We start from the raw sequence: 23402 nt of genomic DNA on the forward strand, positions 1-23402 counted from the left end.
ACTTTTAAAGCGTGTTCACATTATTCAGATCTGCAAAGGCCTTTTTTAGACGCTCTACAAAAGTTTTTTCACCTTCACGTAACCAAACTCGAGGATCGTAGAACTTTTTGTTAGGTTCGTCAGCTCCATTTGGGTTGCCAATTTGAGCTTGAAGATAGTCCTTTTTTTCGTTGATGTAATCTCTGATACCTGTTAAAAATGCATACTGTAGATCGGTGTCGATATTCATTTTGATAACACCGTAACTAATGCCTTCGCGTATTTCTTCTACCGTAGATCCTGATCCACCGTGAAATACAAAATCGATATGGTTGTGTTCTACACCATATTTTTCAGTGATATATTCCTGGGAATTTTTAAGGATTTTCGGCGTCAATTTTACGTTTCCAGGTTTGTATACGCCATGAACATTTCCGAAGGCAGCGGCAATCGTAAATCTAGGGCTCACTTTAGAAAGCTCTTCGTAGGCATATGCAACCTCTTCAGGCTGGGTATATAGTTTTGAGTCGTCAACATCTGAATTGTCCACTCCATCTTCCTCTCCCCCAGTAATGCCGAGCTCGATTTCCAAAGTCATGTTCATCTTGCTCATTCGGGCTAAATATTCCTTACAAATAGCGATGTTCTCCTCGATTGGTTCTTCCGACAGGTCGATCATGTGTGAACTGAACAATGATTTTCCTGTTGCGGCAAAATGTTTTTCGCTGGCATCCAACAGGCCATCTATCCATGGCAATAATTTTTTTGCACAATGGTCGGTATGTAAAATAACTGTCGCTCCGTAGGCTTCCGCCAATTCATGAACGTGTTTGGCACCTGCCACGGCACCACGTATTGCGGCTTGTTGTCCTTCGTTGGAAAGACCCTTACCAGCATTGAACTGTGCGCCACCGTTTGAAAATTGTATGATTACGGGCGCATTTAAGCTTGCAGCAGTTTCAAGTACGCCGTTGATAGTATCTGATCCGATAACGTTTACCGCGGGAAGTGCAAAGCCTTTTTCCTTAGCGTAATTGAAAATATTCTGTACTTCATCGCCTGTGGCAACGCCGGGTTTGATAGTGTGAGCCATATTTTTTAGTCTTTTCGTTTCTAAAATTAATGGCACAAAAGTAATAAAATTATTAGGTCTGAACGGTTCTAGAAAGGATAATTAATGCCAATCTGAAGTACGGAATTCGCAAAATTGTAATCTCTGAACCATCTTTTCGAAGGTATTTCCGCAGGATTATATGTTTTAAAGCCCAAATCGACTCGGAACAAAAAGTAGGTGAAATCATAACGTAACCCGAAACCACTGCCCAAGGCGATATCTCCTAGGGAATCAAAACCGTCGAATGTCGCCGCTGGGTCATCGACGTTGTCAAAAACATTCCAGATATTGCCTGCATCGGCAAACAATGCTCCATTAATATCGCCAACAATAGGGAAACGATATTCAAGATTAAAAGCCAGTTTTAAATTGGCCTCGTTAAAATCGTTGATTGCGGCGGTGCTGCCCGGCCCCAATGAATAAGGGTACCATGCCCGATTATCATTCGATCCCCCTGCGAAATAACTGCGCACAAAGGGTATGTTGTCAGAATTGCCGTAGGGAATCGCTATACCGAAGAAACTTCTGAAGGCAAGCACATTCGAATGGGAAAGGTCCCAGTATTTTACGTAGTCAAACTCGGTTTTTATGTATTGAGAAAAAGGCACACTAAAAACCAGCAGATCTTGGTCATCGTTTTTGTTGAACGGTATGAACTCCGATAGTGCCGATAAAAGATTGCCAGCACCTTCCAACTTGAATCGAAATTGATGAAAATTATTATCGGTAAGGCCGTTTCTATTGTTTTTGGAAAAGCTATAATTGCTGGCAAAAATCAAATTGTTTTCCGTTAAGCGTTTTCTGCGTTCTTCTATGCGTACTACTTCACCATATTGTTCAGCTTCCTCAGGAATAAGGTTGTTGTTAAGTACCTCATTAATGAAACCTGTAGTACCCGTGGGGATGATCAGATGTCGAGCCGCATCGGAACCTGCAGCTGGTTCAAAAAAATCGGTCACCGTAGAATTATTCTGGTAGAAACCGGCAATATTGTCTAGTCGGCTATATGTATTGCTGTATACATTGAAAAACTGTTCAGGTTTCACATTGCGAACAAATTCTACATTTAGGAGTTCGACATTCTTTTTTTTGAAATCGGAAGGGGTCCAGTTGTATCCAAGAATCGCATTGAAAGCTTGTTTGTCAAGACCTATATTCTGTTGAAAACTGCTTCCTAATGTAATACGGGTTCTGGGTAAAGTGAAACTGGGGATTATCTTCGAAGTATTTATAAAAGGAAACCAAATTCGGGGAATGTCGAGGTTTAGGTCGGCACCGAATTCCAAAATATTAAAGAAACGGTTGTCAATGATGTTCGGGTCACTAGAGGAGCCAATATTGAGCCTTCCGGACAGGCTTAAGTTTTCAGCTCCCTTAAAGAGGTTTCTAGCTTGTAATGATGGGCTAAAGGCCATACCGACCCGTTGAATATTCGAATGGGTAATGTCAAAATCGGTACCTAAAGAATATTTCGGTCTTGGAGCCAAGTAAATATTCGCGTTCAAACTTGCTTGTTCACTATTTGTCTCAAAGGTGATGTTCGGGTACCGAAATACATTTAAGTTGGTAAGTTGCCTATAGGTATGAATTTTGTCCAAGTCTCGGTAGACACTGTCTTTCTCAAAGAAAATAGCATCAACGAGAGTTTTGGGCTTAAAACGTAATTTATTCCTGTAGAAAATAGTATAATCACCGTATCTGATAAATTTTTGTTCAGCATTGGTTTCATCGAATAAATAATCTGTGTAGATGTTTATATCTTTAAAACGATGAACTTTATATTCAGATGAGGTCAGTGAACTGTCATTTCGTATTCTGAGGTCGTCGATGTTAAGTTCGATATTCATCTTTTTGTCGGCCCCCGATTTGGTGGTATCCCTTTCAATATCGTACCCGATCGAACTCTCTTGAAAGTTGTGTATTCCCGTATTTCTAAAGATTGCCGTTAGTCTTTCCCGTTCAAGATTAAAATTGTTTAGATCGAATTGGTCGCCACTTTTAACAAAAGACGCCTCTTTGTGTTGTTGGTATATGGAGTCAATTGCCGTTGATGAAATTTCATTGGATAGGGAGTCGATGATATAAGGCTCGCCTAGTGTAATTCTGTAGTCTATTTGGGCCCGTTGTCGTTTTTTTGTGCTGTCGATTTTGAAAGTGGTCTCGTTGTTGAAATAGCCTTTGCTGCCATAATACGAGCTCAAACGTTCCAATGTTCTTCTGGTCTGGGACGTGTCAATGATTACAGGCGCTTCACCAATATTTTTTAGCCATTCACTGAGCCCCTTTACCAAAAATGACTCGCCCAGTCTGTCGACCTGCTTTTTAGATAAGAGATTCGTCAGTCGTTGTTCTCTTTTTGTCTTTTTATGTAACCAGTTCTGGTAGGATGAATCTGGATTTTTCTTGGCAAGATTATAGAGGTTAAGACGCAGATGATATCCAAAAAGTGAGCTGTTCGGAATTTGTACGATCAGACTTTCAATATCTTCGTCAGAAACAACTTTGTCGTTCGCATGAATAGTGTTCTTGGTCAGTAGCAGTTCATCATCATCTACCCTTCTAAGACTATTGCATGAGGTAATCACAACGGCTAAAAATAATAGGCTTATTTTAGCGATGTTATTCTCAATTCGCAATGGGATTCTCATAGAAATCAAAAATACATTATTTGTATGGTTGTCAAAAGCCAAATAAAGCTTATAAAAAGCTTACATCAAAAAAAGTACCGAATTAAAAATGGCATGTTTGTGGTCGAAGGTATAAAAACAGTCAAAGAACTATTGGCCTCCGATTTTAAGGTGTTTAAGATTTATGCCAATGATGAGGATTCCTTGCTGTCCCTGCCTGATTATACGGAGTTCGTCTCTCAAAATGAATTGAGGCAAATGAGTAATTTGAAGAATGCTAGCGGGGTTTTGGGCGTTTTTTATATTCCGGCGGAAAAACCAATTGATTTTAATGATTGGGTATTGCTATTGGATAGTATTCAAGATCCAGGCAATTTGGGAACTATTATTCGTTTGTGCGATTGGTTTGGTATCCGTCATTTGGTGTGTTCATCGAATACGGTAGATTGCTTTAATCCCAAAGTACTTCAAGCGACAATGGGATCGATAACTCGGGTAAATGTTAGCTATACCGATCTTTCTGAATTTTTAAAGGACGCCAAACTTCCCGTGTACGGAACATTTATGAATGGTACGCCACTTCGTCAAGTCGATATGCCCGAAAAAGGTATTTTGGTAATGGGTAACGAAGCCAATGGAATTTCGCGGGTGATTGAAAATAGGTGCGATAAAAGAATTGCGATTCCACAGTTTGTCGCCAAGACTGCCGAGAGCCTCAATGTGGCAACCGCGACTGCGATTTTGTTGCATGAAATAAGGCGATAGTAATATCGGTATTAGGTGTCATCTATTGGAACTAATGAATAAACCCCTTTTAATCTTACAAATTCTACTATTGGTCAATTTGACTTCCTGTAAGAAGGAAAAAAATAAAATGATACAAGACCATTTTATGTTAACTGTTAATGCAAAAAACTTCCCTGACAGTACGAAAGTGTTTTTGTTTAATAAAGAGTTGGATAAAAATATAGATTCATCATATGTAATCGGTGAACGCTTTACGTTTTCAGGAAAGGCAGATTTGCCAACTTTTAGTTATTTATTTTTTTTTGATAAAAATGGCAAACGTCTTGAGCCATTTAAATTCTTCTATTTGGAGAACAGTAAGGTCTCAATTGATGGTGAATATGCCGATTTTCTAAACGCAACAGTGAAGGGTTCAAATCAGAGCGCATTGTTGACCGAATATTTGTCCATCTCAAAAAGAATAAGGATTGAAAGAGATGAAAAATTAGCTCCCGTTTCGATAGACTCCATTGTAAAAAATAGTATAAACCAAGATCATAAAAAAGGCTTCCGTATTTCTGTCGATTCTATTAAAAAGAGCATTGCTGACCGGTATGATAAACGAATTGAAAAGAACGAAAACCAGTTCATATTTGAAAATTCAAACAATCAAATGACTTTGAATGCATTATTGACATTCAAAAGAAGAGAAATCTCTAAAGATAGTTTTCTTCTATTTTACAAAAGGGTAGATTCAACCTTGGCGAATTCAAGACAAGGGAGAGAACTGTACTATTATGCACATAATTCCGATATCAAGAAAGGCGATAAATTTAGGGATGTTGTTGGTGTAGATTTAGAAGGTAATACCCATCGATTATCTGATTACCGCGGTAAAGTTATTTTGTTGGATTTTTGGGCAGCAAGTTGCGGTCCCTGCAGAAATCAAAATAAAACAGAATTTCAAAAAATAGCACGGGCATATGGCAAGGATGATTTTGTATTAATAAGCTATTCACTTGATACGAATAAATCTGTTTGGCGGAAATCAAGTAATGCTGATAATATTTATTGGATTAATATTTCAGATTTAAAAGGTATGAATGGCGAAAATGGTAAAAAATATACGATCACTTCATTGCCGAATAGCTTTTTAATAGATAGAAATGGCGTTATAGTAAAATCATTTGTTGGCTTTTATCAGGGTGAAAATAGCATTGAAAAACAAATTGACAAATTGTTAGAATAAAACGTTACCTATCAAGATAGGCAAACTATAGCGCGGTGTTTTGGTGAAGTAGAAGATTATTCAAAGGTTAAATTGATAAACAGGCCTCTGGTGCGCAGGGCATCGATGTTTCCTGTCCAAGGGCTATTTGGATCTTCATCGCGAACCAATTCATCATTTATAGTGAAAACACCACGAATGGAAGGGCTGAACTTAAAATATTCCAGGTAAAAGTCGATACCGAAACCAAGTTCGTAATTATAGGCCCATTTTTTCATACGAAAAGTGCCACTTGAATTATCATCTAGATTGGTCTCATTGCTCCCCAAGTTCATTGACATTGATGGCCCCCCTATCAAATAGGGCTTCCAGTTGCCAAATCTACGGGTGCCGACCTTAAGTAATAAGGGGAAATTGATATAGGTAGATTTAACCTCGCGTATGGTATTTCGCTCCGTAACATCTTCTCCTGTAAATCCGGGAAACCCCAAGGTTCTGGCCCCATAATGCAGCCCTGGTTCAAATCGAAGATCTAAAAATTCATTGAGGCGAAGCTCGCCGATTAGACCTACATTGAATCCTAAGCCTTTGTCGACTAGAATATCTCGTGTATCGTTTTTGTAATCGAATTTAAAATCATATTGATTAAACCCAAGAAAATAACCCCAATTGAGCAGCGCCTTATCTTCGTTCTCTAAGTTTAATATTGGATTTTCGTTGAACTGGGCATGGGTCATGGTGTTCAAACATAACAGCCCGATCAATAGTAAAAGAATGTTTTTCATCAACAAAAATTTCCTGGCCTCCTTACTTTCACTTTCCTATGTTGTTCGGAATCGGCCTTTTTTTAGTAAATACCCATTATGGGCTTTCATATAGTTATTTGGTCGCAATATAAATTGACGCTACCCCAAGTGTTTGGGGTTCGTCGGTTACATCTATAAACCCGATTTTACGTAAAATATTGTTGAAGTTTTCCCCACATGGGAAAACCGATGCAGATTCACTCAAATAGGTATAGGCCGATTTGTCTTTCGAAAATAGTTTTCCAATTAGAGGAAGTATATTCTTGGTGTAAAAACGGTATCCTTGGCGGTAAGGTGATTTTTTAGGTACGGCCGTTTCCAAGATTACAAGAACACCTGAAGGTTTCAGTACCCGCCGTATTTCCGATAGCCCCTTTTCTAAATTTTCAAAATTGCGAACCCCGAAGGCCACGGTTACGGCATCAAAACTGTCATCTTCAAAAGAAAGATTTTCACTGTCTCCCACAACCATTGAAATGGTATCGGCTAAATTTTTTTCGTTCACCTTTCTTTGGCCGACTTCCAGCATACCCGCAGAAATATCGAGTCCGACAATGCTGTCAGCGCCAGTCTTTGTCATTTCAATAGCCAAATCTCCCGTTCCCGTTGCGATGTCTAGAATACTCTTTGGCTGTCTTTTTGAAAGTATAGCCACAACACGTTTGCGCCATTTTACGTCGATTCCAAAAGATATGACGCGGTTTAGTCCATCGTAGGTGTTCGATATGGTATCGAACATTTTGGTAACCTGTTCCTTTTTTCCAAGCTCGGTATTGCTATATGGGGTTATCTTTTTGGTCATTTCAGCAAATTTCGCCAAAGATACAATTTCGTCAAGGGTTGGCATCGCGTTTGAACAATAAAGAAATCGATACATCGTTTTTACGCCAAGGGTTTTAAACGGCAACCCAATAAATTTATGTAATTTTGAACTTTGAAAATTGCAAACTTTCACGAAATGAGCTTTAAACAAGCCATAATGCCTTTGATGGCCCTTCTTACAATCGCCATTATAGGGTTTTCGGCCCTGAGGTTTACACGAATGTAACTGTTCAATGAAGATAATTATAGCAGGAGCTGGTGAAGTAGGAATCCATTTGGCAAAATTACTGTCCTACGAGTCGCAGAATATAACATTAATCGATACCAACAAAGAAAGTCTGGCCTATGCCGACAATCATCTTGACATTCGGGTATTACGTGGTGATGCTACATCCATATCCATTTTAAAAGATGCCCAAGTTTACGAGTCAGATTTGGTTATTGGGGTAACTTCTTCCGAAACAACGAATCTAACGCTCTGCATGCTTGCAAAACAGCTAGGGAGCAAACGAACTATAGCGCGTATTGCCAATACAGAGTTTATTGATAATAAAGAGTTGATCAAATTTTCTGATCTTGGTATAGATGAGCTTATTTCCCCAGAGGAACTAGCCGCGACTGAAATACAGTTGCTATTAAGTAAATCGGCCTTTAACGATACATATGAGTTTGAAGATGGTAAGTTGATAATGATTGGGGTATCGTTGCCCAAATCGGCACCATTCGTCGGTAAAATGGTCAAAGAGGCGGCAAAAATTTTCTCAACCATAAACTTTATGCCCATTGCTTTGCAGCGTATGGGAACACAATTCACTTTGATTCCGAGAGGTGATACAGTTTTTAAGGAAGGCGACCAAGTGTATTTTATCACTACCAAAGAGGGTGTCGACGAACTTTATAAATTAACAGGAAAAAAGAAGGAGGAAATCAAGAATGTAATGATATTGGGTGGAAGCAAGGTAGGTTACAAAACAGCCAGAGACCTTTGTGTCAACAAGTTCAATGTAAAGCTTATTGAGAAAAACAAGGAAAAGGCTTTTGATCTTGCCGATGAACTTCCGAACGCACTTATCATAAACGGCGATGGAAGAAATGCGGAGTTGTTAGAGGAAGAAAGCTTGCAATCTATGGATGCGTTTATAGCAGTAACCGGAAATTCAGAAACCAATATCATGTCGTGTTTGGTGGCCAAGTCTAAGTTTATCAAGAAGACCATAGCACTTGTCGAGAATATGAATTACTTTCAGTTATCACATTCTATTGGTATTGATACTTTGATAAATAAAAAGCTTTTGGCGGCCAATCATATCTTCCGGCATGTTAGAAGGGGAGAAGTGGTGGCTTTGATGCGTCTCAACAATTTAAATGCCGAAATATTGGAATTTGTGGTAAAGCCCAATTCTAAAGTTACAGGTAGTGTAATTCGAGAACTTGATTTTCCCAGAATGGCTACCATCGGAGGGGTAATTCGTGACGACAAAGGGATTATTGCATTGGGGGGATTCGAAATCAAGGCCGGGGATCGGGTGGTTGTTTGTTGTTTGCCCAAGGCCATTCAGAAAATAGAACGCCTGTTTCTGTAATGCTCTACCATCGCTCATTACATATAAAGCAACCTGTAAATTTTCGGTTTTCGTTAAAAATGTTCAATTTTTGCAAAGCTAAATTGATGTATGGGTCTTAACTCCAAAATAATATTTCACCTTATGGGGCTTTTATTGCTCTGTAACGGACTCTTCATGCTTTTAGCCGCATTGGTCAGCGGTATATATGATGACGGTGCGACCTTAGATATTACCTTGGCATCGATCACTACAATGTTCGTGGGTATTTTTTCAATGTTCTATACACGCGGACACGACAAAGAGGTTAAAAGAAAGGAAGGTTATATCATCGTAACCTTCGGGTGGATCGTAATGTCACTTTCTGGAATGTTGCCTTACTTGTTTTCGGGGGCCATACCTGATATTACCAATGCCTTTTTTGAGACTATTTCAGGGTATACTACTACTGGGGCTTCAGTGGTCGATGATATCGAGGCACTACCCGAAGGTATTCTTTTTTGGCGTAGTCTTACCCATTGGATCGGTGGTATGGGTATTATCGTATTGGCCATCGCGATATTGCCGTTATTGGGGATCGGGGGTATGCAGTTGTTTGCAGCGGAAGCACCAGGGCCAAGTGCCGATAAACTGCACCCGCGTATAACAGATACAGCAAAACGTCTTTGGTTGATTTATTTCGGATATACTATTGCTGAGACCCTATTGCTAAAGCTGGCCGGCATGTCATTTTTCGATGCCATTAACCATGCTTTGGCAACTCTGTCGACAGGGGGGTTTTCTACCAAAAATGCCAGCTTGGCCTATTGGAACAATGAACCATTAATTCAGTATATCGTCATATTTTTTATGTTTTTGGCAGGAAGTAACTTCGTTCTCAGTTATTTTGCCTTCAAGGGTAAGGTGCAACGCGTTCTGAAAGATGAAGAGTTTAAGTATTATACGGCACTGGTCTTAATCTTTAGTGTGGTTTCGGCCGTGGTCATCTACCTAAAGGCCAACGTGCCCGTTTCAGATTACCATCCAATGGTTTTCGGGCAAGCCGAGAGTGCATTTCGTCATGGCCTATTTCAAATTGTCTCGGTTATTACCACAACAGGATTTGTTACGGCTGATTTTACAACGTGGACTCCTTTTTTAACAGTGCTCTTTTTCGGACTCATGTTCGCTGGGGGATCGGCGGGGTCGACGGCCGGGGGAATCAAAATCATGCGCCATTTGCTGATTATTAAAAATGGACTCTTAGAGTTTAAACGCACCCTTCATCCTGCGGCAATTATTCCAGTGCGCTATAACGATAGGTCGATTAGCCAAGTCATCGTATATAACATTATTGCGTTTTTCGTACTTTATATGTTACTATTTATCATTGGGGCACTGGTTTTGGGTGCGCTGGGTGTCGATTTTGAAACGGCAATCGGGGGTGCTGCTTCGTCATTGGGCAATGTGGGACCTGCCTTTGGTAGTTTAAACCCTGTTAGTAATTTCAATGGTTTACCGGCTTTGGGAAAATGGTGGTGTGGTTTTTTGATGTTGGTAGGAAGGTTGGAGCTATTTACCGTACTGATACTGTTGACCCCTTATTTTTGGAAGAAAACCTAGTTTTGCAAAGAATTTAATGATTCATTTGCGGTTTGCCTATGGTTTTTTGCTCCTTCCAATTCTAGAAGTTGTTCTTTCGTTTCTATTATTTTAGTCAAGAGATTTTTGTGGAAGTAGGGTGTAGAATCGTTGGGTCTAACCTGGTTCTGACTACAGTCTATCACTGTATAAATATGCCAATGCTTTTTTACTTACCGTAAATATCCAAGGTTTCAAGTGGAGGTTGTGGTGAATTTTATTGTCAGACCTTATTTTTTGGGTCTAAATCCTTGAAGGCCCAAACAGTCACTATATCATTAATAAGCTTAACTTTTCAATTGATTTTTTTTTAAGGAATGGCACTAGTCGGATATAGGTGTTGTCTCGCTGTCAAATAGTGCACTATGATAACAAATCCTATGAAATTTGATTTGCACGATTGCAACATTGTATATGTTAATGGTAGCGCATAAATAAGCCCGTTGCTTTGACAACGGGCTTGATATTCTAACTATTTAATCTAGGAGTTAAGTGCTGTTTTTATTCTTGAAATCGCCTCTTTGATTTCTGTTTCCGAAGCAGCATAAGAAATACGTATGCAATTACCATTACCAAAGGCATCACCCGTTACCGTAGCAACGTTTGCATGTTCTAAAAGGTAAAGTGCAAAATCAGAAGCGTTCTTTATTGTAACCCCGTTTAAAGTCTTCCCGAAGTATGCGGTTACGTCTGGGTAGACGTAGAAAGCGCCTTCAGGTTCATTGCATCGAAAACCATCGATATCGTTCAAGAGTCCTAAAATAAGCTGTCGACGCCCCTTAAATTCATCGACCATATATTGAATACGTTCCGGTGATTCGGTCAGTGCGGTGATTACCGCCCGTTGGGCGATACAGTTCGCACCACTGGTTACCTGACCCTGTAATTTATTACAAGCACGGGCAATATAAGTGGGTGCACCGATATAGCCAATACGCCAACCTGTCATAGCAAAAGCCTTTGCGACACCGTTTACGGTCACTGTACGATCGTACATATCTTCGAAAGCGGCCATAGAGGCATGCGCAGTTACACCATAGTTAATATGTTCGTAAATCTCATCGCTTACAACAATAATCTGAGGGTATTTCTGCAAGACGTCGGCCAAAGCACGTAACTCTGCTTCGCTATAAATAGAACCGCTAGGGTTACATGGCGAACTATACCAAAGCATTTTTGTTTTGGGTGTTATGGCGGCCTCCAACTGTTCCGGTGTCATTTTAAAATCATTATCGATAGCTGTGGCCACCTCGACGGGCACACCGTCTGCCAATTTTACGATATCACTGTAGCTTACCCAGTAAGGGCATGGTAAAATCACTTCGTCACCTTTGTTCAATACAACTTGGGCGACATTGTACAAAGCCTGTTTTGCACCGGTTGAAACTACAATTTGCGGCCGTTCGTAAGTGATTCCGTTATCGCGTTTAAATTTAGTGATAATAGCATCTTTCAGTTCAACGTAACCATCAACTGGGGTGTAGGCATTATAATCCTCGTTTATTGCCTGAATGGCAGCGTCTTTGATATAATCCGGGGTATTGAAATCGGGCTCTCCTAAACTAAGTCCGATAATATCTTTTCCGGCAGCCCGGAGTTCCCTGGCCTTTGCCGCCATTTCGAGGGTTGCCGAAGGGGCCAGACTGTTTATTCTGTCCGAAAGTTCTTGAGTTGCGAGCGATGGTGTCATAATGGGTTAGAGTTGTACACGAACCAGCAGTGCACGCTTTGATTTTAAAAACATGCCTGCTTACCGTGAAGGTAAAACATCGTTTGTTTAAAATTAATGCAATTGCAAATTGGGTCCTTTACCCAATTCTTTCAAATGCTTGAAGTGCGAAATTATAGCTTTTCTGGTAGTTTTATATTCGTTGTAGGGTAAATTAAATTCTTTTGCCGTTTGTTTAACAATTTTTGAAATTTTTGTGTAATGTACATGGCTGATATTCGGAAAGATGTGATGCTCTACTTGGTGGTTTAAACCTCCTGTGAACCAGTTGACCACACGATTTTTTGTCCCAAAATTGACGGTGGTGAATAATTGGTGTATCGCCCAAGTATTCTTCATTGTTCCGCTTTCGTCGGGTAAAGGGGTATCGGCCTCGTCCACAATATGTGCCAATTGAAATACGACACTTAAAATAACCCCGGCAACATAGTGCATGATAAAAAAGCCAAGGAGAATTTTCCACCAAGCAATGTCTATGAAAACAAGAGGTATGATAATCCAAATGGTGATATACAATACTTTTGTGATGACTAGCGTACTCCAATTAAAGGCTTTGCTGGGCATTTTTCCATAAGACAATTTACGCTTCATATAGCGGTACATCTGTTGAAAGTCTGTGGTTATGGCCCAGTTAAAGGTAAGTAGCCCATATAGTAAAATGGAATAGTAATGTTGAAATTTATGATGCTTTTGCCATTTTGTATGTTTTGAAAATCGAAGTATGCGACCAGCTTCCATATCTTCATCATGTTCATGTATGTTGGTATATGTATGATGGAGTACATTGTGTTGTACTTGCCAATTGTAGACGTTTCCGGCCAATACATAAATGCTGCTGCCCATAATCTTGTTGACCCATTTTTTGTTGGAATAGGAGCCGTGATTGCCATCATGCATGACATTCATGCCTACACCTGCCATGCCAATGCCCATGACAATGGTTAACAAAAGGTTTGCCCAATTGGGCAGGTTCAAGGTGAGTATTAAGAAGTACGGGGTCAAGAAAAGAGCGAACATAATCACCGATTTTAGGTGAAGTTTCCAATTGCCCGTTTTTTTGATTTGGTTCTCTTTGAAATAATCGTTTACCCGCTTATTTAGTGTCCTGAAAAATTGTGCGGAATCTTTTCTTGAAAATTTTATGGTAGTCTGATCCATGAATGCAATCTTTTTGTAAAGATAAGGTAAATGCCGTTTTTAATCCTTAATTGTTTTTCCCTAAAGGAAATTTTTCGGCAATGAATATACTATTTTTGCTTGGAAAACAAAGATAGTCATGGTTCCTGAAATTATATTTAAATATTTTCCCAATTTATCCGAAACGCAGCAAAATCGATTTTTACTGCTCGAAAAACTGTATCAAGACTGGAACCAAAAAATAAATGTGGTGTCGCGAAAAGATATTGACGAATTGTATTTACGGCATGTTCTCCATTCGTTGGGAATTGCCAAAATTCAAGAGTTCAATGTCGGAAGTTCTATTTTAGATGTCGGTACAGGCGGTGGCTTTCCCGGGATACCTTTGGCTATATTGTTTCCTGAAAGTAATTTTACCTTGGTGGATGCCATCGGAAAAAAAATTAAGGTCGTTCAAGAGGTGGTCGATGGCTTAGAACTCACTAATCTAAAGGCTATTCATTCTCGTGTTGAAGACCTTGATAGTCAGCATGATTTTATTGTAAGTAGGGCTGTCGCCGCAATGCCGACTTTCGTTCGTTGGACCAAGGGCAGGATAAAAAAGAAATCGGAACACGAGCGGCGGAATGGAATTTTATATTTAAAAGGAGGCGACCTTACGGAAGAGTTAAAAGAATACACAACGGCAGAAATCTTTGACTTGAACCATTACTTTGAAGAGGCGTTTTTTGAAACAAAGCGTGTGGTATATCTGCCCCTGAAATATAAAGGTTGACCTGCGGTTAGGTACTTAGCATTCGATTAAAGGAATATCTACAGTTTTGAGCGTAATTCTTGATACGCTCAAAAAAAGATAACTTTTTAATTTTGGTCATTCTTTTCTTTTTCATCTTTATCTCTTTCATCATTTTAGACAGTTTAAACAGTATAATAGTAAAGTTACTAAAATTTTACAATTAGTTAACGTTAAATTTACATTGATATTGTCTGTAGCGTTCGGAAATAGTCAAAATGCTCACTATTTGGCTTCAGAAGTGAAGAAATAGAAGCAAATCCAAGCTTTCCTTAGTAAGAATCATCTAATATAAAAATATTATAATACTTGTAAGAAAATAATTTTTTCATGTAAGCCCGGTGAAATATAGAAGGCAATACATATTTATGTATGTTTTGGGGTAAAATAAATTATTGTAAATATTTGATGTTTAGTGTTTTAAATTATTTTTTAATCAAAATAGTATATTGATTGGCTAAAAAAGTATAAGTAAGTTTTGCCCTTCTTAAAAAAATCATAAATTTGGAAATTATTGAATAACTAATTTCTCAACTCAAAAAGTATGAAAAACAAATTTATGGTCAAGAAAAAGCGCCATATCGTCAATCAATTGACGTTATCGGTGCTTTTTATTTTCGGCGTATTTTCGGTGCCTGTCTTACAAGCGCAAGATGTTACGGTGTCAGGTACTGTTACGGCGGCGTCTGATGGTATGCCGCTTCCAGGGGTGTCGGTAGTCGATGTCAATGATGGTACAAAAGGTGTGGTTACCGATTTCGACGGTAATTATACCATTTCATTAGATGATGGTGGTACTAGCCTTCGTTTCAGTTACATAGGTTTTAAGCCCATGGTAATTGCTGTAAACAACCAAAGTAGTATCGATGCAACAATGCAAGAAGACGTTGCTGCCTTAGATGAAGTTGTGGTTGTAGGGTATGGTACCCAAAAGAGGGCGACGGTATCGGGTGCGGTGGCATCCGTTAAAGGTGAGGAGCTCACCAAATCTCCCACGGTGAACCTTACGAATTCGCTTTCGGGTAGGGTTGCCGGGCTATTTGTGTCTCAGGCGAGTGCCGAACCCGGATATGACAATGCTACGATTCGCATTAGAGGTTCGAACACCTACAATAATACAGGAGCACTGGTGGTTGTAGATGGTATTCCCGATCGTGATGGAGGACTTGCCCGTATTAACCCTGCTGATATCGAAAGTATTTCGGTACTTAAAGATGCCTCGGCAGCCATTTACGGAGCTCGAGCAGCGAACGGGGTGATATTGGTCACCACGAAGCGCGGAAAATCCGGAAAACCTAAAATTACGTATTCGTCGCAGCAAGGTTGGGCGGCACCTACGGTAATTCCGGAAATGGCCAACGCCGCACAGTATGCTGAATTACGAAATGAATTGGAGGTTTATAATTTAGATCCTAGTGAATGGGCGGCGGCCACGGCAGCTTTTAAAACGCCCAGTGCGACTTATGTTAGGCCAGACGGATCAGAAAGAAATGCTGTCTACACTCCTGAAGACATTGCTCTTTTTGCCAACGGCCAAGACCCATGGGGGCATCCTGATACCGACTGGTTCGGGGAAACTTTTAAAAGGGGCTCTTCACAGGAAAAGCATACAATGCAACTTACCGGGGGTAGTGAAAATTTCAACTATTTCAGTTCTTTGGGCTACCTGAAGCAAGATGCTTATTACAAAAGTTCGGCTACCGGTTATGAGCAGTATGACCTTCGTGTAAACCTCGACGCAAAGATCAGTGAGGGCATACAGTTTAAAATAGGAGTCTTGGGAAGGGAAGAAAAACGTTACTTCCCAACCGAGTCGGCAGGCGCTATTTTTAGAATGTTGACTAGGGGTAGACCTACGGAACCGGCCTATTGGCCCAATGGTTTTCCTGGGCCTGATATTGAAAATGGTCAACAGCCGGTGGTAATCGCTACAAATGAAACAGGCTATGATCGCGATACACGGGATTATTTTCAATCGAATGCTTCTCTGGATATCAAAATTCCATGGGTTGACGGGCTTTCCCTACAGACTACGGCGGCCATTGACAAAAGTTTTCTTAATAGAAAAGTTTGGAGAACTCCATGGCTTCTGTATACGTGGGACGGAGTCAATGAAAATGCATCCGGTCTTACTCCTGTTCAAAGAGGGCCTGCAGAACCAAATCTTACACAATATGCGCAAAACCGTTTGAGCATTCTTTTGGGAGCCAACATCCAATATCAAAGATCTTTTGGAGACCACAATATGTTGCTTATGGCGGGTACGAACAAAGAAACCAAGACCTATGAGGGGTTTGATGCCTATCGCAGGTATTTTATTTCTCCGGCTATAGATGACCTCTTCGCAGGTGGTACCGAAGAACAGAATATTAACGGTGGTAGTGACCGTGCCTCCCGATTGAATTATTTTGGAAGGGTCTCCTATGACTTTCAGGAAAAGTACCTAATGGAATTTCTTTGGCGTTATGATGGTTCTTATCTTTTTCCTGAGGATACGCGTTATGGCTTTTTTCCTGGCTTCTCCGCAGGTTGGGTCATAACCAAAGAAAACTGGTTCAGTGATATGAACAGCGACTCTTTCTTAAACCACTTGAAATTAAGGGGGTCATGGGGGCAATTGGGTAATGATGCTTTTGATAGTTCGGAATTCCCAGCCAACCAATTTTTGGCTACGTATGGTTTCGGGAACTACGTAATCAACAATGCACAGGTAACGACCTTGAGCGAGTCAAGGGTTCCTAATCCGGGTATTACTTGGGAAATTGCCACCAATATCAATGTCGGTTTAGATGCCCGTTTTATAAAGAACAAAATGAATCTTGAATTTGATTGGTTTTTGAACAAAAGAACAGATATTCTTACTACTCCATCTGCATCGTTGCCATCACTTTCAGGGATATCTCCTCCACGTCAGAATTTCGGAGAGGTAGAAAACACAGGTTTTGACTTTATTTTAGGTTGGAACGATTATATTGGAGAGGAATTCAGTTACGGTATTTCGGTGAACGCGGGCTATGCCAAAAACAAGATTATCTTTAACGACGAGGCAGAAGGGTCTCCTGAATGGCAACGGGTCACCGGGCGTTCTATAGGTGCTCAGTTAATATATGGGTATGACGGTGTCTTTGCCACGCAAGCCGATATTGATGCCGAAACTTTAGATTATTCGGCCTTGGTCAACACACTGCGACCAGGTGATATGAAAATTTTAGACTATGACAATGATGGTAAGATAACACCAGATGATCGCTTTAGAAACGATAAAAATATATATCCTACTCTACAGGGTGGTGTCAACTTAACGGCTAGTTATAAGAATTTTGATGTAAGTGCCTTGTTTCAGGGAGCTTGGGGAGGTGAAGTATTCTTTAGCTTTGGTGAAGCGGGTACCATTGGCAACTATTTGGAAAGGGATTATAACAATCGATGGTCGGTAGACAATCCAAGCAGTGTACACCCTAGAATTACCAATAGGGGAGACCAATATTTCAGTAATGGTAATACATATTGGAGAAATGATACTGACTATATGCGTCTCAAGAACCTTGAGCTGGGTTATAACTTTCCCCAAGAAATTATTGGTCAGATCGGCCTTAGTAATTTGAGGTTCTATCTCAACGGATCCAATTTATTTACTTGGACCAATGCACTCTTTGATCCCGAAAGTTTGAACACCAGTGGTAGGGACTATCCGGTATCCAAGATTTTAAGTGTTGGATTTTCCGTTTCATTTTAAAAAAAAATATTATGAAAATTAGAAATTTAATTAATAAATGGGGAGTGGTTTTGCCGCTTATCGCAATAATCAGTTGTAACGATGATTTTACGAACATTACCCCATTAAGTGAAGTGTCAGGGTCGAGTGTTTGGACCGACGCCGGACTCGCGGAAGCGGCAGTTACAGGTGTGTATAACGGTCTTGGTGCAGGGGGGTTAGATGAACAAATGTTGGCATCGTTGACCGATGAGGCCGTATTTACCCATACCAATCGGGGTATCAATACCATTAACGAATCACGAACCAATTCGGCCGATACAGGATGGGTCAACAATACGTGGGACTGGAATAATATGTACGGTTATATTCGAGATGCGAATTTGGCCATTACCAATCTGGCGGAAGGTGGTGTAGAAGATGCAGATTTGTCGAATAGGTTATTGGGCGAATCTCATTTTCTAAGAGCTTATTATTACCAGCAACTACTTCGTTTCTATGGGGGTATACCGATAATCGACGAACCTTTAGATCTAGATTCTGATTATAATATACCACGGAATACGTATGCCGAATGTGTTGATTTTATTGTAGCCGATTGTGAAAAGGCGTTTGAACTGCTTGATGGCCGTGAAATGGATGGTGGTCGTGCTAATGCCGCCGCCGCTCTAGCTTTAAAAGCAAGAGTATTGCTCTATGCGGCAAGTGACCTACACGATTTCCCCACAGCATCTGCCAACTCTTCGTTAATAGCAGGGTATTCCAACCCAGAACTAATTGCCTATACATCAGGTGATCAGCAACAACGATGGGTGCAGGCCCGTGATGCTGTAAAGGCTGCGTTGGATTATTCCAATGCCGGGTATAAGTTGGGGTTAACAGCCCCGGTTTCATTTGAGGAGGCTGAACAAAACTATGCAGACATGTTTTTGGCCCGCAACGGAGGGGAAAGCGATATTATCTGGGAACGTCAATACGTAGAGAATACTGGGCCAGGGCGTCGAATAGGTTTGTTCAATGGTCCTAACGGGTATCATAACTGGGCAGGAAACGCGCCTATACAGAATTTAATTGACGATTATTCAATGAGTGATGGTTCAGAGTTTGACTGGGATAATCCGGCACATGCCAGTGCTCCGTACGAAAATAGGGAGCCTCGTTTCTATGCGACAATTCTTTATGATGGTGCCGATTGGAAGCCACGCCCTTCAGATGTAACTGACCGTGATCCTGCGAATCAAATTCAGACTGGGGAATATGATATTATAGGCCCCAATGGAGTGGAGACTCATTTTGGTTTGGATACGCGTCAAAGTCCTGTTGAGGATTGGAATGGAACCAGAACGGGGTATTATATGAAAAAATTCGTCGAGCCAGATCCAGGTTTTGTCGATCAGACCGGTTTTCAAACGATTCCATGGCCCTTCTTTAGGGAAACCGGATTGGTACTCAATTATGTAGAGACCCTTTTGGAAACAGGAGACGAAGCAGGAGCGATAAACTGGCTCAACCAAATTAGATTCAGAATCGGGTTGCCGGCGGTAACCGCTTCGGGTGATGAACTGGTGGAGATGTATCGAAACGAACGTCGTATAGAGTTGGTGTACGAAGAACACCGCTATCATGATGTCAGAAGGTGGATGATTGCCCCTGAGAAGTTTGGTGCCAAGGCAAGAGGTATTAAGGTCAATGGATCCTTAAAGCCCGGTGCCAATGTGTCGACCTATAGATACGATCCGACAAGCTATGATTATACCTATGTTCCATTTGAGGTAGATCCTGGTTTTGAGAACCGCTTATGGTTAGATAAAACGTATTATGTGCCAATTCGAATTGCAGAACTGAATGCAGATACCGCTTTGATTCAAAACCCCGGTTACGAATAAGAGAAATTATAGGTATATTGAATTATGGCCCAGTGTTGTTAGCACTGGGTCATTTTTCTTTTAACGATTTAGGTTTTTCCAATACTGATTTCTAGTTGTTCGGGTCGGGAATAAGAAACTTCTCCGATATTATGGAACAGCTACAGTACCGTTGCTAAGATTTGGTGAATAAATTGGGATTACCCTTGCAGCTATTGTATTTTTATAAGCAATTGTAAAAACAGTTTTTTTGCGATTATTGTGGTTTTAATATGCGTCAAATGAAAATAGGTTATTTTTTATTTACTTGTCTAGTACTGGTATTGGTTGGGTGTCAAGAAGAATATCAACTTTCGGGGCTCGATCCTGAAGGGGAAGCGCTCTTTACAAAACTCGAAAATTCGGAAACAGGTATAGATTTTTCCAACATGCTAGATGAAAATGTGGCATTCAATGGTATTCAATATGAATATTTTTATAATGGCAGTGGGCTTGCAGTTGTCGACTTTAATAATGACGGATTAAAGGATATCTTTTTTGTATCCGCCCTAAAACAGCATAAACTATTTCTTAATAAAGGAAACCTCCAGTTTATTGATGCTTCGAATTTGACTGGAATCTTGCTTCACCAAAAGTTTTCCGGTGGAATTACAGTTGTCGATATCAACAATGATGGTTGGATGGATATTTACATTTCCAATTCAGGAAAGTATAAAGATCCTGAAAAAAGAAAGAATAAACTGTATGTGAATATGGGAGCGGAGAACGAAAGTCGTATTCCAACCTTTTCCGAACAAAGCGCAAAATATGGTTTAGATTTGGCCGATTGTTCTACCCAGGCTACATTTTTTGATTATGACAAAGATGGTGATCTCGATATGTTTCTATTGAATCATAATCCATCAAGCTACCCTTCCGATAAGTCTTTGGCTGAACTTATAACGATGGATGGCGGTATTTCCAATGACAAACTCCTAAGAAACGATAATAGTCGATTCACAGATGTCAGTAAAGAAGCTGGTATTGTTCAGAATCGTTTAGGCTATGGTTTAGGAATAGCCGTTGGCGATGTAAATAATGATGGTTGGCCCGATATGTATGTTGCCAACGATTTTACGGGAAAAGACTTTTTCTATATAAATAATAAGAATGGAAGTTTTACAGATAGAATCTTGGAAGCTACCAAACACATTTCCTTTTTTGCCATGGGGAATGATATGGCCGATATCAACAACGATGGTTGGCTTGATATGATGACCGTTGATATGATGGGGGAAAGCAATTACGATATAAAAACAAGCATGAGCGGTATGAATCCCGAACGTTTTCATGAAACGGTCGATTTAGGGCTTCACCATCAATATATGTACAATACTTTACAGCTGAACTCAGGTTACTTAAACGATAATAATGTGCCCATATTTTCTGATATCGCACAATTATCCGGTGTTTCAAAGACAGATTGGAGCTGGGCCCCACTTTTTTTTGATATGGATAACGACGGTCTAAAAGACCTTTTTGTTTCCAACGGTATTAAAAGAGACTTTAGAAATAATGACTTTGTAAACTATGTCAACAAGAAACAAGATTCCATACGTCAAAATAAAAAGTTCGATGCCCAAAAGTACATTGGTGATCTTTTGAGTAAAATGCCGACACGTAAAAAAGAAAACTTCTTCTTTAGAAATCAAGGTAATTTAAATTTTTCGAAAATGAACGAGGTTTGGGGTGATGGTGAAGAAACCAGCTCGAATGGTGCGGTGTATGCCGATTTAGATAATGATGGAGACCTTGAAATCATAGTTAATAATACCGATGATCCGGCTTTTATTTTGAAGAACAATGCTCGGGAATTGGGGTTGGGCCATTATCTTTCCTTAAAATTCAACGGGCCTAAAAATAACCGTGATGGCATAGGTGCCCGTGTTATTGTTACAACTGACGAAAGTCGTCAGGTTCAAGAACTTTACTTTACCAGGGGGTTTATGTCGGCAATGAGCCGTGAATTACATTTTGGCATTGGCAAGGCCTTAACGGCAACCGTTGAGGTTATTTGGCCAGATGATAAACATCAGATTTTAAATGATGTATCCGTTGATCAATTATTGACTTTAGAGTATGCGAAGGCCGAAAATAATAAATCAAGGGAAAGCGAGCCTTCAAAAACCCGCTTGTTCAAAAAAAGTAGGGTTACAGGTATTGATTACATCCATAAAGAGAATGATTTTGATGATTTTAAAAGAGAAAGTCTTCTGCCTCATAAAATGTCGCACGAAGGTCCGGCAATGGCTGTTGGTGATGTAAATGGTGACGGGCTAGATGATATGTATCTTGGAGGCGCTTTGGAGCGTTCGGGTAAGCTGTATGTTCAAAACAGTAGTGGAGGTTTTACGTCTTCGAACGATGATCTCATGCGGAAGACTGCGACCTATGAAGATGTTGCAGCCGAATTTTTTGATGCCGATGGAGATGGTGACTTAGACCTTTACGTGGTAAGTGGGGGTAACGAATACAATCAAGGTTCTTCTAACTTAAGGGATAGACTTTACGTAAATGATGGTAAAGGCGGGTTGAGCTACACTTCAAATGCATTGCCGAATATAGCAATAAGTGGTTCTTGTGTCAAAGCCGCTGATTTCGATAAAGATGGTGATATCGATTTGTTTGTTGGAGGTAGGCAGGTACCGGGAAAATACCCTGCGCCAGCTCAAAGTTACTTACTGCGCAACAATAGTAACAATGGTAAAATTGGTTTCGATGTGGTTACGGGCGGGGTGTTCGATGATTGGAAAAGCCTTGGAATGGTTACCGATGCGCTCTGGGTTGATTTGAATAAGGACGACTATTTAGATTTGGTGGTTACGGGAGAATGGATGCCTATACGTGTTTTTGAGAGTGAAGGCGGTAGGGATTTCGTTGAGAAAACGGAAGATTACGGATTGAAAAATACCAATGGTTGGTGGTATAGCTTGGCGGCAGAAGATTTCGATCAAGATGGCGATATAGATATCATAGCCGGAAATTTAGGACTTAATTATAAATATCGTGCTACGGCCGAAGCTCCTTTCGAGGTATATGCCGACGATTTTGATGATACGGGAAGCAATGATATTGTACTGGGGTATTACGATGAAGCAAAACTGGTTCCGGTACGCGGGCGTCAGTGTTCTTCTCAACAAATGCCCTTTATCAAAGAAAAATTTCCTACCTATGATGCCTTTGGCAAGGCGGAAATCGGTGATATTTTTGATGAGAGACAATTAAAGAAATCGGTTCACCAAAGCGCTTATACCTTCGCTACCACTTTCTTTGAAAGCAGCAATGGAGTTTTTAAAGCACATGAGTTGGATAATCGGGCACAATTTTCTTCCGTGAACGATATTCTAGTCGATGACTTCAATGGAGATGGATACAAAGATTTACTACTGGCTGGAAACTTGTATGCTTCAGAAGTTGAAACGCCTAGAAATGATGCGTCCTATGGCTTATTTATGAAAGGAGATGGGCGAGGAGGTTTTCATTCTATGACAGCCGGTGAAAGCGGTGTATTGGTACAAGGCGATGTCAAATATATCAGTCCTATAAATATCAAAGGGGTTAAAAGCGTGGTATTTGCCAAGAACAACGATGCGATAGAGGTCTTAAGTCTTTCAAGCAGACTGTAGCATGAATAAACCGA

The 23402-nt window shown here is 40.3% G+C and carries 14 protein-coding genes; 8 read left to right on the top strand and 6 right to left on the bottom strand.

Going from position 1 to position 23402, the window contains the following annotated elements; all coding sequences use genetic code 11:
- Positions 1 to 4: 4 nt before the first annotated feature.
- Positions 5 to 1072, bottom strand: a complete 1068-nt coding sequence (fbaA, locus tag AACZ88_RS15440) for a class II fructose-bisphosphate aldolase (RefSeq protein ID WP_339711949.1) — start codon at positions 1070 to 1072, stop codon at positions 5 to 7.
- A gap of 68 nt (positions 1073 to 1140) precedes the next feature.
- Positions 1141 to 3741 (bottom strand): BamA/TamA family outer membrane protein, encoded by a 2601-nt coding sequence (locus tag AACZ88_RS15445; protein ID WP_339711950.1) that lies wholly within the window; start codon positions 3739 to 3741, stop codon positions 1141 to 1143.
- 24 nt (positions 3742 to 3765) lie between these two features.
- Between AACZ88_RS15445 and AACZ88_RS15450 the strand changes: the two genes are divergently transcribed.
- Both AACZ88_RS15450 and AACZ88_RS15455 read left to right on the top strand, forming a co-directional pair.
- The gene (locus AACZ88_RS15450) at positions 3766 to 4485 is read left to right on the top strand and encodes an RNA methyltransferase (RefSeq protein WP_339711951.1); all 720 of its coding nucleotides are present in this window, start codon (positions 3766 to 3768) and stop codon (positions 4483 to 4485) included.
- A gap of 109 nt (positions 4486 to 4594) precedes the next feature.
- Positions 4595 to 5695 carry a TlpA disulfide reductase family protein gene (locus AACZ88_RS15455; RefSeq protein ID WP_339711952.1) on the top strand — a complete coding sequence of 367 codons (1101 nt, stop codon included), beginning with the start codon at positions 4595 to 4597 and terminating at the stop codon, positions 5693 to 5695.
- Between the two features lie 56 nt (positions 5696 to 5751).
- On the opposite strand, the gene AACZ88_RS15460 is transcribed toward AACZ88_RS15455, so the two are convergent.
- Positions 5752 to 6459, bottom strand: a complete 708-nt coding sequence (locus AACZ88_RS15460) for a porin family protein (RefSeq protein ID WP_339711953.1) — start codon at positions 6457 to 6459, stop codon at positions 5752 to 5754.
- A gap of 94 nt (positions 6460 to 6553) precedes the next feature.
- Positions 6554 to 7282: a bifunctional demethylmenaquinone methyltransferase/2-methoxy-6-polyprenyl-1,4-benzoquinol methylase UbiE gene (gene ubiE / locus AACZ88_RS15465; RefSeq protein WP_339711954.1), complete on the bottom strand. Its 729-nt coding sequence runs from the start codon at positions 7280 to 7282 to the stop codon at positions 6554 to 6556.
- A 253-nt stretch (positions 7283 to 7535) separates the two neighbouring features.
- Here ubiE and trkA point away from each other — a divergent pair, with 253 nt between their 5' ends.
- Entirely contained in the window at positions 7536 to 8885 is a 1350-nt protein-coding gene (gene trkA / locus AACZ88_RS15470; RefSeq protein ID WP_339711955.1) for a Trk system potassium transporter TrkA, read from the top strand.
- 90 nt (positions 8886 to 8975) lie between these two features.
- Positions 8976 to 10466 carry a potassium transporter TrkG gene (locus AACZ88_RS15475; RefSeq protein ID WP_339711957.1) on the top strand — a complete coding sequence of 497 codons (1491 nt, stop codon included), beginning with the start codon at positions 8976 to 8978 and terminating at the stop codon, positions 10464 to 10466.
- Positions 10467 to 10965: 499 nt separating this feature from the next.
- Here AACZ88_RS15475 and AACZ88_RS15480 read toward each other — a convergent pair whose 3' ends face one another.
- Positions 10966 to 12174, bottom strand: a complete 1209-nt coding sequence (locus AACZ88_RS15480; RefSeq protein WP_339711959.1) for a pyridoxal phosphate-dependent aminotransferase — start codon at positions 12172 to 12174, stop codon at positions 10966 to 10968.
- 93 nt (positions 12175 to 12267) lie between these two features.
- On the bottom strand, positions 12268 to 13371 hold the full coding sequence (locus AACZ88_RS15485; RefSeq protein WP_339711961.1) for an acyl-CoA desaturase: 1104 nt from the start codon (positions 13369 to 13371) through the stop codon (positions 12268 to 12270).
- Positions 13372 to 13489: 118 nt separating this feature from the next.
- On the opposite strand from AACZ88_RS15485, the gene rsmG reads away from it, so the two are divergent.
- The 4 genes from rsmG (at position 13490) to AACZ88_RS15505 (ending at position 23388) form a co-directional block, all read left to right on the top strand.
- Complete coding sequence (gene rsmG, locus AACZ88_RS15490; RefSeq protein WP_339711962.1) at positions 13490 to 14125, top strand: 16S rRNA (guanine(527)-N(7))-methyltransferase RsmG; 636 nt, start codon at positions 13490 to 13492, stop codon at positions 14123 to 14125.
- Between the two features lie 562 nt (positions 14126 to 14687).
- Positions 14688 to 17879 carry a TonB-dependent receptor gene (locus AACZ88_RS15495; protein WP_339711964.1) on the top strand — a complete coding sequence of 1064 codons (3192 nt, stop codon included), beginning with the start codon at positions 14688 to 14690 and terminating at the stop codon, positions 17877 to 17879.
- A gap of 11 nt (positions 17880 to 17890) precedes the next feature.
- On the top strand, positions 17891 to 19744 hold the full coding sequence (locus tag AACZ88_RS15500) for a RagB/SusD family nutrient uptake outer membrane protein (protein WP_339711966.1): 1854 nt from the start codon (positions 17891 to 17893) through the stop codon (positions 19742 to 19744).
- A gap of 260 nt (positions 19745 to 20004) precedes the next feature.
- Positions 20005 to 23388 (top strand): VCBS repeat-containing protein, encoded by a 3384-nt coding sequence (locus tag AACZ88_RS15505; protein WP_339711967.1) that lies wholly within the window; start codon positions 20005 to 20007, stop codon positions 23386 to 23388.
- Positions 23389 to 23402: the final 14 nt, after the last annotated feature.

It is taken from the genome of uncultured Kriegella sp. (genome assembly GCF_963975415.1).
GTDB lineage: Bacteria > Bacteroidota > Bacteroidia > Flavobacteriales > Flavobacteriaceae > Kriegella.